This is a genomic window from Salinibacterium sp. SWN1162, assembly GCF_015864675.1.
Classification (GTDB): domain Bacteria; phylum Actinomycetota; class Actinomycetes; order Actinomycetales; family Microbacteriaceae; genus Rhodoglobus.
Window position 1 is genome coordinate 1,944,173 of sequence record NZ_JADYWT010000001.1, and the last position, 12,419, is coordinate 1,956,591.

Genomic DNA, 12,419 nt, shown 5'->3' on the forward strand with positions numbered 1-12,419 from the left:
GTGATGTGACGTTCTAACGGATGCCCCGAATGCGGGGATTGTGTTGAGAGAGTCTCACGAGAAGACTGAGAGAAACTTTTTCCCGAGGAGTCCCATTGGCTGTGCCCAGCGAAGGCCGTGTGGCCGTCTACATCGATTTCGACAACATCGTGATTTCTCGATACAACCAGAAACACGGTAACGGGCAGTTCTCGAAAGATAAGGCTCGCGGGTTCAGCCCAGCTGAAGCTAATAAGAACTCCATCGGCGAGAAACTAGTCGCCGCCGAAGTGGATGTCGAAGCAGTTCTCGACTACGCCTCGTCGTTTGGCACAGTGGCTTTCAGCCGGGCTTACGCCGACTGGTCAGTAGCAGTAAACGCTGCCTATCAAAAGCAGCTCGTCAATCGCGCCGTGGAGCTCGTACAGTTATTCCCGCTGACCGCACAAATGAAGAATGGAGCAGACATCCGATTGTCGGTCGACGCTATGGAGGACATGTTTAGGCTCCCCGACATCACGCATGTCGTCATCGTGGCGGGCGATTCTGACTACGTGGCCTTAGCCCAGCGAGCTAAAATGCTTGGGCGCTATGTCGTAGGCATTGGAGTCGCCGGCGGAACAAGCCAGGCACTCACGGCATCCTGTGACAAGTTCGCGGACTACGACTCACTGCCCGGCGTTGAATTCGGAAGCCTACCGCAGGGTTCAGGCTCCATTGCCGGCGCAGCACCGACCTCGACTATGGCGCCTGCGAAGAAGCAGAACAACGCAACCGCTTCCACGCCCAAGAACGAAGTTGCGCAAACGACCACTGCGACGAAGAAGTCATCGACTCCGCTAGCGGTCAAGGAGCCCGCGGCAGTCAAGAATGAGATCTCGACTATTTCCGCAGTTACGGAGGAGAAGGTTCCGCCGTTCAGACTCTTGATCCGCGCGATGCGTCTTGTGCAGCAGAAAGAGGATTCCGACTGGTTGAACAATTCTGCTGTCAAATCTCAGATGCTGCGTATCGACCCGTCCTTTAGTGAGTCATCGCTCAAGTTCAAGACTTACGGCGAGTTCGTACGATCTCACCATTCCCACATCGAAATGCGCGAACACAACGGCGTTTGGCAGCTGCGGTTGAGGAATAATGTTGCGCTTCCCGACTAGGCGACGGAGTAGTCGTGTTCCGAAGGTGCCCGCCCCGAGCACCGAAGCCAAGCCCGAGCGGTCAACGAGGATGCGCGCGAAGAAAGCGTAGAGCGCCACCGAAATGACGCTCCCGATGCGCAACGACATCGGCAAAACTCGGTGCTGGCCGCCCCACACGAGATTGCCGCACGGGAGCCCCGCAGCGGCCGCGACCTGGAGTAAAGCAAGCGCGGCGAGAACCGACAAACCCACCGTAAGCGCAATCACCACTAGTGACGTGACATCCCATTCCCGTGCCACGGTTGGCAACGGGAGCGAGTGTAGCGATCGCTACCGCTCCGCGAATAGTGCGGGTTCAGACACCCAAGGACGCAGCCGGGTCTCCGGCCGCTAGACAAGAAGTTGTTCCGCCAGTAACTCGAGCGCGCGCACGCGCACGGGTGACGTGTTCGCGGCGTCCGCGGTGTGTGCCGAGAGGCCGGGCACGACCATGACCTCGTCGACACCGAAACGTGTCGCCAGCGAGCGGATGCGGGCTGCCGCAGCGACGGGCTCATCGATGACCCAGCGCTCGGCCATGTCATCCACCATTTGCTGTTGCGGAGCCGCAAGCTCAGTCGCAGCGGCCTCTTCGATCGTGGAGAGCGGGCCGAGCGGCATACCGCTGAGCAAGCGCGCCATCTGCTGCAGTTGCGGCAGGGCGGCGGCACGCGCGGCAGCTGCTGTCTCGGCGACAGCCACGTTCAGCGTCAAGAATGTCTTAGGCGCCTTCAGCTGTTCCGACGGCACGAAGTTGTCGCGGTAGAGCCCCAGGATGCGGGCTGTTCCCTCGCCTGAGAAGTGGTGGGCGAAGACATACGGCATGCCCTGGGATGCAGCCAAACGCGCTGAGTAGTCGCTTGACCCCAACAGCCAGAGGTCTGCAACGGATGCCGCATTCGGCGTCGCCGTCAGCTCGTAGGTTCGCCCCTGCTGCAACTGCAGCGTGGCGCCCTCGGGGTTCATGAGGCTGCGGATGTCGGCCACGTTGCGCGGGAAAGCATCAACATCGCTGGTCGTGCCGGTCATCCGCAAGTAGGAGGTAATTACGGGGTCGCTGCCGGGAGCGCGCCCGATGCCAAGGTCGATACGGCCGGGGAACGCGGCCTCGAGGATCGCGAATTGCTCAGCAACAACGAGAGGGGCGTGGTTGGGAAGCATCACTCCGCCTGACCCGAGGCGAATGTTCTTGGTCTGCGCCGCCAAAATACCGAGCAGCACAGCCGGGTTTGTCGACGCGACGGCCTTCATGTTGTGATGCTCGGCCACCCAGTAACGCGAGAAACCCAGATCATCCGCGCGCTGAGCGAGCGCGGTCGTAGCCGCAATGGCGTCTGCCGAAGTCTGGTTGCTGCGCACAGGAATGAGATCAAGAACGGAAAGGCGAAGTGGTGTATTCATCACTGCTATTCAACGCTCCCGAGTCGTGGATATTCCTGAAAGCGCAGCATCCCCTAGTTAAGCGGTAGTTCACCTGCGCGGAGGCGTGCTCGCGCTCAATAGACTGGGGCCATGAACGCTGCCACACCGTCTCCCTCCGCTTCGAACGACCGGGCCGAATCGACAAATCCTGCCGAGGCAATGCCGCGGTCAACCGTAACGTCACGCTCTCGTGCCCGCCGCATCATCCGCAATGTCCTGATCTCGCTAGCCGCCGTGCTCGTTGTTGCGGTCGTCGGAATGCTCGTGTGGGCCAACGTCGGCGTGATGCAGGCTGAGCAGAGCGCGCTCGATAGCGTGGGCAGCAACCCCGCGGTCGCGGTTACGGAGACCTCCAACTCCTTCATTATTTCCCCCACAGGGGAAACATCCGGCGAAGGGCTGGTCTTCATTCCGGGAGCCAAGGTGAGCGCCGATGCCTACCTCTACAAGCTGTCGGGAGCAGTCGCCGAATCCGGCCTCACGATCATCGTGACCAAGCCCATCCTGAATCTTGCGTTCTTCGATCAGCGTTCGCTCGACACCTTCACCAGCGCAGTGCCGGATGTCGACAGCTGGATCGTCGGCGGGCATTCTCTCGGAGGCGTGCGGGCATGTCAGTATGCCGAGCAGAGCGATGTGAGCGGACTCGTTCTCTTCGGCAGCTATTGCGCTAACGACCTTTCAGAGGTTGATACGCGGGTGCTCAGCCTCAGCGGAAGCGCCGATCTGCTCAGCACGCCCGAGAAGATCATGAGTGCGGCGCATCTGCTGCCCACCGCCACAACCTTTTTTCCCATCGAAGGCGCCAACCACGCAAGCTTTGGTGACTACGGCGTGCAAGCTGGCGACGGAGTCGCCAGTCTCGACAGCTCGGTAGTGCGAGATGTCATCACTGCCGAGATCAACAGTTTCGTGAACAACCGATAAGGCCTAATAAGCCGTGGGAATGGCAAATTGAGGGCTCGGATTGATTCCGAGTCTGGCCTTCATGGCGGCACTATCGGCTAGGTCGGTGACTCAGGATTCACGGAGCTGTAGCGAAATTGCGTGCCGCTAAGCGAGGATCGGGATCGTCCCAGTGGCCGTGTAGCCAGCCGCGTGTGGCAATGGCTCGCCAAGAACGTCCGACGAGTCGTGCGAGGCCCGGGTTGTCTCGGCGGGAGCCTCGGCGTGCGTATGGATGATCGGGATGGATTCGGTCAGTGCCACGAGACCATCGCTGATGGTGACGAGCGGATCGGCATCCGTGCTGGAAAAAATCGGGAACGAACGGCCCTCATCGGGAAGCATCCGGCCGCGACGGATCACAACGATCGTGGCCACGGCAAGCGGGATCGCGATAACGCTGGGCGCCGCGACCCAGAACGACGCACTCATCAGACCGTACGCCCCCCACGTGGTGTAGCCGAACACCAGCAACCACTGAGTGGTCTCCGAGATGCCAGCGAGACGCACTGCGTCGTTCCGGCTCTGCCAAGTGATTCGTGCTTGCGGAACCCACATGAGAAAAGAGAACGCCGTGCCCACGAATCCGAGTGCGTTGACAGCAAAGTCAGTGATGTTCATACCGGTTGATCTGATCTTTCTTACGGCCCACGGAAGAACTCCAGAAGGGGCACACATTGCCGGGCATCACCACGATGTCTCGGCAATTCTAAACATAAAAAGTGGTTCGCGTCAGCACCCCATTGCGGCGGGTTTCAGTAAATAGTCAACGTTGACGCAATAGGGTGGAATTGGCTTCAACAAAGGAAGCCATCCTGCGCAACGTAGCGCCAGTTTGATCGCTCGTTGCGCGCCACTTATAGGGAGGAAATCATGCGCGCAGTCATGTTCAACCAATGGAAAACATTCCCCACACTTGAAGACGTCGAGAAGCCCACTCCCGGCCCCGGCGAGGTACTACTCAAAGTAGCTGGCGCCGGAGCATGCCACTCCGATGTGGCCGTCTACAGCGAGATGGATGAGACCCTCGCAGGGCCTCAACTCGCGCCCAGCTACATCCTCGGCCACGAAAATTCGGGCTGGGTAGAAGAGCTTGGAGCCGGCGTCACTGGAATCACGATCGGTGATGCCTTCCTGGTCTACGGCCCCATCGGCTGCGGTCACTGTCCAGCCTGCTCGCGCGGCCAAGACACCTACTGCCAGAACCAAGCTGAAATGCCCTACCTTGCCTCCGGTTTAGGGCGCAACGGCGGCATGGCGGAATACATGACCGTACCCGCTCGCAACCTCGTTCCGCTCGGCGACGCTGATCCCGTGGCAGCCGCGCCGCTCTCAGACGCCGGCCTCACGCCGTATCACGCCATCAAAAACTCCCTTCCGAAACTGCAAGGGGGCGGAAAGACCGCGCTCGTCATCGGACTTGGTGGGCTCGGGCAACTGGCCGTGCAGATCCTCACCGCGATCACCGGCGCTACCGTCATCGCGACAGATATGAAAGAGGACGCGATGGAACGCGCGGCGCTCCGCGGCGCGATTACAGTGCCCGGTGGCGACGACCAAGCCGCGCGCATCCGAGAAATCACCGGCGGTCGCGGAGTAGACGCCGTCTTCGACTTCGTGGGAATTGCCCCGACCGTTGCCCTTGCGATGCAATCGGTCGCCGTGCAGGGTCGAGTCACCATTGTCGGGATCGCGGGCGGCGCCTACAACTGGAGTTTCTACACGGTGCCGTACGAGGCTGAATTGCTCAGCACCTACTGGGGAACTATCGAGGACTTGTACGACGTCGTCGCCCTTTACCGCGCGGGCAAGATCGTTCCAGACGTCGAGATCTTCGACATGGAGCATGCCCTCGATGCCTACAAGAAGCTTGAATCGGGCAAGCTATCTGGCCGCGCTGTTGTCGCACCCCACGGTCGCGGCTAGAGGTCGCGGCTAGAGGTCGCGGCTAGCGCTCGTCGGCTAGCAGTTGCTGCTAGCCGACGAGCGCGATCCATCCCGCGAGCTCTACGCGGAAACCCACTTCCAGTCGGCGATTTCGGGCATGTCTTCTCCATGTTCGCGCGTGTACTGCTGCGCGTGAAGTCGAGTGTCGTGCATTTCTTGCCAGAACGCAGCATGACGTGACGTGAGCCCAGGAACACGCTCAAGCACGTCGATCACCAGATGGAAGCGGTCGAGGTCGTTCATCATCACCATGTCGAAAGGCGTGGTGGTGGTGCCCTCGTCCTTATAACCGCGAACGTGCAAGTTGGCGTGCCCCGCGCGCTTATACGTGAGGCGATGAATCAGCCACGGGTAACCGTGGTGGGCGAAAATCACGGGCTTATCCGTCGTGAAGATCGCGTCGTATTCGGCATCACTGAGCCCATGCGGATGCTCTGATTCGCTGTGCAGCCGCATCAAGTCGATGACGTTGACGACGCGCACGCGCAGCTCAGGGATCCGTTCGCGCAAGATTTGCGCGGCTGCCAGAGTTTCTAGGGTCGGAACGTCGCCCGCACAGGCGAGTACGACATCCGGCTCTTGGCCGACGACTTCGGTGCCCGCCCAATCGAAGAGCCCGATCCCCCGCGTGCAGTGTTCGATTGCTGCTGACATATCGAGCCAGTTGTTTTCCGGGTGCTTGCCCGCGATGACGACGTTGATCTTGTTCACCGACCGAAGGCAGTGGTCGTAGGTGGCAATCAGAGTGTTCGCGTCGCACGGCAAATACGCACGCACCACATCCGGCTTCTTATTCATGACGAGATCAAGAAAACCGGGGTCTTGGTGCGAGGCACCGTTGTGGTCTTGGCGCCACACGTGCGAGCTCAACAGGTAGTTAAGCGATGACACGGGACGACGCCAAGGAATCGCGTTCGCACCCTCAAGCCATTTCGCGTGCTGGTTGAACATTGAGTCAACGATATGGATGAAGGCCTCATAGGAGTTGAACATGCCGTGGCGCCCGGTGAGCAGGTAGCCCTCGAGCCAGCCCTGACACTGGTGCTCGCTCAGCATCTCCATGACGCGCCCTGCCCGCGCCAAGTGGTTGTCGGCGTCGATCGGCAGGAATTCAGCATCCCACTGTTTATCGGTGACATCGAAGACGGCACTCAGCCGATTGGATGCCGTGACATCGGCACCAAAAATTCGGAAATTGTCGGGATTGTCGCGAATGACGTCGCGCAACCACTCCCCGAGGGCACCAGTCGCCGAGCTTGTCGTCTCCCCCGGCTTCGGCACGTCGACCGCATAGTCGCGAAAGTCGGGCAACCGAAGCGGTGATCGCAGCAGTCCGCCATTAGTTACCGGATTGGCGCTCATGCGGCGATCTCCCGCGGGCGCGAGGGCGGTGGTCAGTTCGCGCGGTGCACCGCTCTCATCAAAAAGCTCCTCGGGCCGGTACGAGGCCATCCACTTCTGGAGTTGCTGCAAGTGCTCCTCGGTATCCCGCACGCTCGCCAGCGGCACCTGGTGCGAACGCCAGTTGTTTTCTACCGGATGGCCGTCGACCACCTGCGGCCCCGTCCAGCCCTTAGGGGTGCGCAAGATCAGCATCGGCCAGGCCGGGCGACCCTCGAGGAGTCCGGCCGCGGCATCCGCCTTGATGCGTGCAATGTGATCAATGATGTCGTCGAGCGCGGCGGCCATACGTTCGTGCACCGCGCGCGGATCCTCGTTATCGAAACCACCCGAGACAACGTACGGCGTATGCCCGTAGCCGCGCATCAAATCGCACAGCTCTTCTTCGGGGATGCGCGAGAGCACCGTCGGGTTCGCGATCTTGTAGCCGTTCAGGTGCAGGATCGGCAAGACCACGCCATCCCGCTCAGGATCAATGAACTTGTTCGAGTGCCAGCTCGTTGCGAGCGGCCCGGTCTCAGCCTCCCCATCGCCCACGACGGCGGCGACCAAGAGGTTCGGGTTATCGAATGCTGCTCCATAGGCGTGTGACAGCGCATAGCCGAGCTCGCCACCCTCGTGGATCGAGCCGGGAGTTTCGGGAGCCGCGTGGCTAGGAATGCCACCCGGGAAGGAAAACTGTCTGAACAGCTTGCGGATGCCATCGGCACTCTTATCAATGTCGCCGTACGTTTCGCTGTAGGTGCCGTCGAGGTACGCACTCGCGACGACGGCGGGCCCGCCGTGCCCGGGGCCGGCAACGAAAATCGTGTCGGTATCGCGCTCTTGGATGATGCGATTGAGGTGAGCCCAGACAAAGTTGAGGCCTGGGGTCGTGCCCCAGTGCCCCAGAAGGCGGGGCTTGGTGTGCTCGCGGACGAGGGGCTCACGCAAGAGGGGATTATCGAGGAGATAGATCTGCCCCACTGCCAGATAGTTGGCCGCTCGCCACCACGCGTCTAGTTGATCGACCGTCTGAGGTTGCACTTCGGTGGCGCGAGGGCGGCACCAGGGCAGGCGAGGTGAAAGATTCAGATCAGGCACAAGATTCTCGCTTCTATTCACAATGCTGTGGGTGAGGCAATCCGTTCGATCACGGCTCGAGGTTCGTGACACAGTGAGCGCGCTCTCTTAGCTTAGGAGCGTGCTGCAGTTGCGTGGTGGGAATTGGGCGAGTCTGTGGGTACGCCGATACCGCTCGCTGCCGCTCGGGGAGTTACCCTCTGTACATGGGTTCTCGAAGCGCACGACAGCAGGGTGCGCTCGCGTCATGGAACGACGAACGTGGCTTCGGTTTTATCCTCACCGACGGCCGCGACAATAGCGGCGGCGGCGGCGGCGGCGGCGGCGGCGGCGAGAGCATCTTCGCCCACATCTCAGCTTTCCCCTCCCGCGAGGAGCGACCATCCCCCGGCGAACGTATAAGTTTCGCAGTCGAGCACACGAGTGAGGGCAAGGTGCGAGCGCACAACATCCGCTACCTCTCCGCCTCTGGCCGCCCCCTCCGCACGCGCAGGCGCAAACCAGGCACGATGAGTTACGTCGTGTTGGCCACCTTTGTGATGGCCATCGGCATCCTGTCTGCGATCGGCGCGCTCCCGTGGCTATTTGCCGCGCTTTACCTGTTGATGAGCGTCATCACTTACGCTTCGTACGCGACAGATAAGAAGGCTGCTCAGATGAAACAGTGGCGCGTCACTGAGAGCGCCCTTCTGGGGCTGGGACTATTTGGCGGCTGGCCCGGCGCGATAGTCGCCCAGCAACGCCTGCGCCATAAGACTCAAAAAGCTACCTTTAGACAGGCATTTTGGGGCACAGTAGTGCTCAACATCTTGGTGTTCGCCATTCTGACGACAGCGCTGCGCGAACCAGTATTAGACCTTGCGCGCCTTATTCTCGGCGCCAGTTCCTCCTAGCTCCGCCGCTAAGCGAGCGAGAGAAAGAGTTTTTCGATCTCTTCTGACTGAGGTGAGCCTGTGGCATCCGGGTCGAGGAGGCACTCCCGCATTGCTTCAGAGATCACGAGAAAACCGGCGCGGTCCAAGGCTTTGGATACCGCCGCGAGTTGGTGAACCACATCGCGACATCCGGCACCGCTTTCGACTGTGGTGATTAACGCGCCCAGTTGACCGTGAGCGCGACGCAATCTGTTCGCGATCTTTTTCTGGGCGTCAGGTTCAGCGCTTATCGCTGCCTCGGCTGCTGACGATTCCATGTGCTCTCGTTCCTGGTGAGTGAGTTGACAGTTTTGATACCCCGTGGGGTATAGTTCAAGCATACCCCCTAGGGTATTTTGAAAACAGTCAGTCAACGAAAGCAGAGTTATGTGCAGAGCAGTCACGTGTCGTACATGCGGCAAAACCACGTGGGCCGGATGCGGAGAACACATCCAGTCAGTCAAGCGCAGCGTGCCCGCATCAAATTGGTGCAACGGTAAGCACTCGCAGTCCGAGATAGATGCCGCAAAATCTAGTCAGGGCGGCTTCTTTGCCCGCCTCTTCGGTCGTTAGGAGACCCTATGTGCGCCCAAGTCACGTGCCAGAAATGCAGTAAGCCCACCTGGGCAGGCTGCGGAGAACACATCGAGGATGCCCTCGCCGACGTCGCTGTGCGCGACCGTTGCAGCTGCTAAACAGCATCCACTGCTCACACGCAGCCACCGCTGACACCCCACCGTCGTCGGCACTTTCCCTCCCCCGGACATAGCGAACACTCACTGGAGTAAACATGCTTCTCAAACGCATCTATGACACCGACCTCGCTCAGGCTAGCTACTTCATCGGTTGCCAAGCCAAGGGCGAAGCGATCGTTGTCGACCCTCGCCGCGATCTCGATGTCTACCTCGAGATTGCCGAGAAAAACGGGATGACCATCACGGCCGTCACCGAAACCCACATTCACGCCGACTACCTTTCCGGCACCCGCGAGCTTGCCGCTCGCACCGGTGCGGAGATTCTGGTGTCTGACGAAGGTGGCCCCGACTGGACCTATGGAAGCGCGTTCGACGGCGCCGTGCGCATGAAAGACGGCCACGTCATCACCCTCGGCAACATCACGCTGCAGGCCGTCCACACTCCCGGGCACACTCCCGAGCACTTCTCGTTCTTGGTCACCGATGGTGCGCAGGCTGACGCGCCCGGTTTCATGCTCAGCGGAGACTTCGTCTTCGTCGGAGACCTTGGGCGCCCCGACCTTCTCGATGAAGCAGCCGGCGGCGTTGATACCCGTTTCGGCGGAGCGAAAGACATCTTCGCCAGCCTGCGCGACCGCTTCCTCACCCTTCCCGACTATGTGCAAGTTTTGCCTGCCCACGGTGCCGGTAGCGCCTGCGGTAAAGCTCTTGGCGCCATTCCCACCACCACTGTGGGATACGAACGTGCGTTCGCTTGGTGGAGCCACTACGTCGAAAACAACGACGAACAAGGCTTCATTGACGAACTGCTTAACGGTCAACCGGATGCTCACGCCTACTTTGGGCGCATGAAGATACAGAACCGTCAGGGCCCGAGTGTCATGGGCGCCGTTACCCCGCTGAGCGAGTACACGACCGAGGAAGTCGCGACAGCGCTCGACGCCGACAGCGCCATCCTTATCGACACCCGCAACAACAGCGAAGTTCACCGTGGCACTGTGCCCCGATCCCTCAACGTTCCCGGGCCCGAAAAAGCAGCAAGCTACGGCGCTTGGGTCTACAACCCCGATACAGAAACGCGCCCCGTCATCCTTCTGGCTGACGATCTCGAACACGCCGAAGAGTTGCGTGACCACCTCGTGCGCGTGGGCATCGACACTGTTTCGGGCTTCGTGACGACCCTCGATGGACTCACCCTCGTTGTGCCCGAACTTGTCGATCCTGCCACGCTCGAAGACGTTGATCGCGTGCTTCTGCTCGACGTGCGCAACAAAACCGAGTTCGCCGAGGGACACATCCCCGGTGCCGAGCAATTGAGCGGTGGTCGCGTCATGTGGGCACTCGACCAGCTCCCCCGCGAGGGAACCATCGTGACGTACTGCCAAAGCGGAGTGCGCAACAGCGTGGCCGCGAGCGCCCTGCGCCGTGCTGGCTACAATGTGGCCGAGCTGGATGGCTCGTACCTTGGTTGGCTCGCAACTCCTGGTGCAGTCCCCGCGGTCTAACGCGCTCTCATGGAACCTAATCTGATCATCGCGCTGGCCCTTGCCGTGCTCGTGGGAGTTTCCCTCGGCATGCTCGGCGGGGGCGGCTCGATCCTCACGGTGCCGATCCTCACCTACGTTGCCGGCTTTGAGCCGCAGCAGGCGATTTCGGCTTCGCTGTTTATTGTGGGCGTCACGAGCGCAGTGAGCGTTTTTCATCACGCTCGGGTCGGACGCGTGCGCTGGCGAACCGGATTGATTTTTGGTGTTTCAGGAATGGCGGGCGCTTTTGCCGGAGGTATTGTCGGCGGGTTCATCCCGGGCACGATTCTCATGGTTCTCTTCGCGGCCATGATGGTGGCTACGGCAACCGCCATGATCCGCGGCCGCAAGAAAGTACCTGCCGGTTCACTTCACGAGCCCACGAAACTCCCCGTCATCCGCATTATTCGTGACGGCTTCTTCGTCGGTATTGCCGCTGGGCTCGTTGGTGCCGGCGGCGGCTTCCTTATCGTTCCCGCGCTCACCCTTCTTGGCGGGCTTCCGGTCGCGGTGGCAGTAGGAACCTCGCTGCTCGTCATTGCAATGCAGTCGTCCGCCGGCCTCGTCGCTCACCTCTTCACCGTCGACCTGCCTTGGCCGACGATTCTCGCGTTCACCGGTATCGCCGTTGCCGGTTCGTTTGTGGGAGCGGCTCTCGCCGGGCGCATCCCTGAAACAGCCCTCCGCAAGGGCTTTGGAATCTTTGTTCTCGTGATCGGCGCGTTCGTGCTCGTGCAAGAAATCCCGCAATTGATCCCTCTCCTGACAGGAGCGTGACCGTTGCCCACCACAGAACCAGCAACCGCAGCAGCGCCAGCGCCAGCGCCAGCGCCGAGCCCGCCGAAAGTGCCCACCGTGGGTTCTCTCATTGAGGGCTACGACATTCCGGTGGTCAACGAGCGCGCTGTTCGCGTGGCGGCAGGCATTCTCTTTAGTGCCGGAGCCGTCTCGATTACGCTTGCTGTCATCCAGCATTCGGCCGTTCCGCTTCGCCCTTTCGGCGTCTTTTTCATGATGGATATGCTCGTTAGGGTCACCGTCGGTGATCGTTGGTCACCGACCCTCGCACTGGGCCGTCTCATTGTTCGACGACAGCCACCGAGCTGGGTAGGCGCCCCGCAGAAAGAGTTCGCGTGGTGGCTTGGTTATGGCCTCGCCCTCCTCTCGTGTGCAGGAATGGGCGTGCTTGGCGCGCCCCTCGAAGCCACACTGGCGCTGTGCGGTTTGTGCCTGTCCATGTTGTTCTTAGAAGCAGCCTTCGGTATTTGCGTTGGCTGTGCTCTTCAACGCGTGCTCACCAAAACACCACCCCAATACTGCCCAGGCGATTCGTGCCGGGTTCCCGAATAACCA

The 12,419-nt window shown here is 60.7% G+C and carries 12 protein-coding genes; 8 read left to right on the forward strand and 4 right to left on the reverse strand.

What is annotated here, in order from left to right; translation table 11 throughout:
- Nucleotides 1-95: 95 nt before the first annotated feature.
- The gene (locus I6E58_RS09200) at nt 96-1,133 is read left to right on the forward strand and encodes an NYN domain-containing protein (RefSeq protein WP_197132494.1); all 1,038 of its coding nucleotides are present in this window, start codon (nt 96-98) and stop codon (nt 1,131-1,133) included.
- A gap of 372 nt (nt 1,134-1,505) precedes the next feature.
- On the opposite strand, the gene I6E58_RS09205 is transcribed toward I6E58_RS09200, so the two are convergent.
- Nucleotides 1,506-2,555 carry an MsnO8 family LLM class oxidoreductase gene (locus tag I6E58_RS09205; RefSeq protein ID WP_197132496.1) on the reverse strand — a complete coding sequence of 350 codons (1,050 nt, stop codon included), beginning with the start codon at nt 2,553-2,555 and terminating at the stop codon, nt 1,506-1,508.
- A 111-nt stretch (nt 2,556-2,666) separates the two neighbouring features.
- Here I6E58_RS09205 and I6E58_RS09210 point away from each other — a divergent pair, with 111 nt between their 5' ends.
- On the forward strand, nt 2,667-3,503 hold the full coding sequence (locus I6E58_RS09210) for an alpha/beta hydrolase (protein ID WP_307842060.1): 837 nt from the start codon (nt 2,667-2,669) through the stop codon (nt 3,501-3,503).
- A gap of 126 nt (nt 3,504-3,629) precedes the next feature.
- Here the strand turns inward: I6E58_RS09210 and I6E58_RS09215 are convergent, their stop codons facing one another.
- Nucleotides 3,630-4,142, reverse strand: coding sequence for a hypothetical protein (locus I6E58_RS09215; RefSeq protein ID WP_197132498.1), 513 nt, complete (start codon nt 4,140-4,142; stop codon nt 3,630-3,632).
- A 252-nt stretch (nt 4,143-4,394) separates the two neighbouring features.
- Here I6E58_RS09215 and I6E58_RS09220 point away from each other — a divergent pair, with 252 nt between their 5' ends.
- The gene (locus tag I6E58_RS09220; RefSeq protein WP_197132501.1) at nt 4,395-5,447 is read left to right on the forward strand and encodes an NAD(P)-dependent alcohol dehydrogenase; all 1,053 of its coding nucleotides are present in this window, start codon (nt 4,395-4,397) and stop codon (nt 5,445-5,447) included.
- A gap of 81 nt (nt 5,448-5,528) precedes the next feature.
- Here I6E58_RS09220 and I6E58_RS09225 read toward each other — a convergent pair whose 3' ends face one another.
- Complete coding sequence (locus I6E58_RS09225; RefSeq protein WP_374189192.1) at nt 5,529-7,925, reverse strand: phosphoketolase; 2,397 nt, start codon at nt 7,923-7,925, stop codon at nt 5,529-5,531.
- 212 nt (nt 7,926-8,137) lie between these two features.
- On the opposite strand from I6E58_RS09225, the gene I6E58_RS09230 reads away from it, so the two are divergent.
- A complete protein-coding gene (locus tag I6E58_RS09230; protein ID WP_197132503.1) occupies nt 8,138-8,824 on the forward strand; it encodes a DUF1294 domain-containing protein in 687 nt (228 codons plus the stop codon).
- An 8-nt stretch (nt 8,825-8,832) separates the two neighbouring features.
- Here the strand turns inward: I6E58_RS09230 and I6E58_RS09235 are convergent, their stop codons facing one another.
- Nucleotides 8,833-9,123: a metal-sensitive transcriptional regulator gene (locus I6E58_RS09235; protein ID WP_197132507.1), complete on the reverse strand. Its 291-nt coding sequence runs from the start codon at nt 9,121-9,123 to the stop codon at nt 8,833-8,835.
- Between the two features lie 109 nt (nt 9,124-9,232).
- Between I6E58_RS09235 and I6E58_RS14195 the strand changes: the two genes are divergently transcribed.
- From I6E58_RS14195 to I6E58_RS09250, 4 genes are all read left to right on the forward strand, one after another.
- Nucleotides 9,233-9,418, forward strand: a complete 186-nt coding sequence (locus I6E58_RS14195) for a hypothetical protein (RefSeq protein WP_129071270.1) — start codon at nt 9,233-9,235, stop codon at nt 9,416-9,418.
- Nucleotides 9,419-9,635: 217 nt separating this feature from the next.
- Nucleotides 9,636-11,045, forward strand: a complete 1,410-nt coding sequence (locus I6E58_RS09240; RefSeq protein WP_197132510.1) for a rhodanese-like domain-containing protein — start codon at nt 9,636-9,638, stop codon at nt 11,043-11,045.
- 9 nt (nt 11,046-11,054) lie between these two features.
- A complete protein-coding gene (locus I6E58_RS09245) occupies nt 11,055-11,843 on the forward strand; it encodes a sulfite exporter TauE/SafE family protein (protein WP_197132513.1) in 789 nt (262 codons plus the stop codon).
- 78 nt (nt 11,844-11,921) lie between these two features.
- Nucleotides 11,922-12,416 carry a DUF4395 domain-containing protein gene (locus I6E58_RS09250; RefSeq protein ID WP_307842061.1) on the forward strand — a complete coding sequence of 165 codons (495 nt, stop codon included), beginning with the start codon at nt 11,922-11,924 and terminating at the stop codon, nt 12,414-12,416.
- Nucleotides 12,417-12,419: the final 3 nt, after the last annotated feature.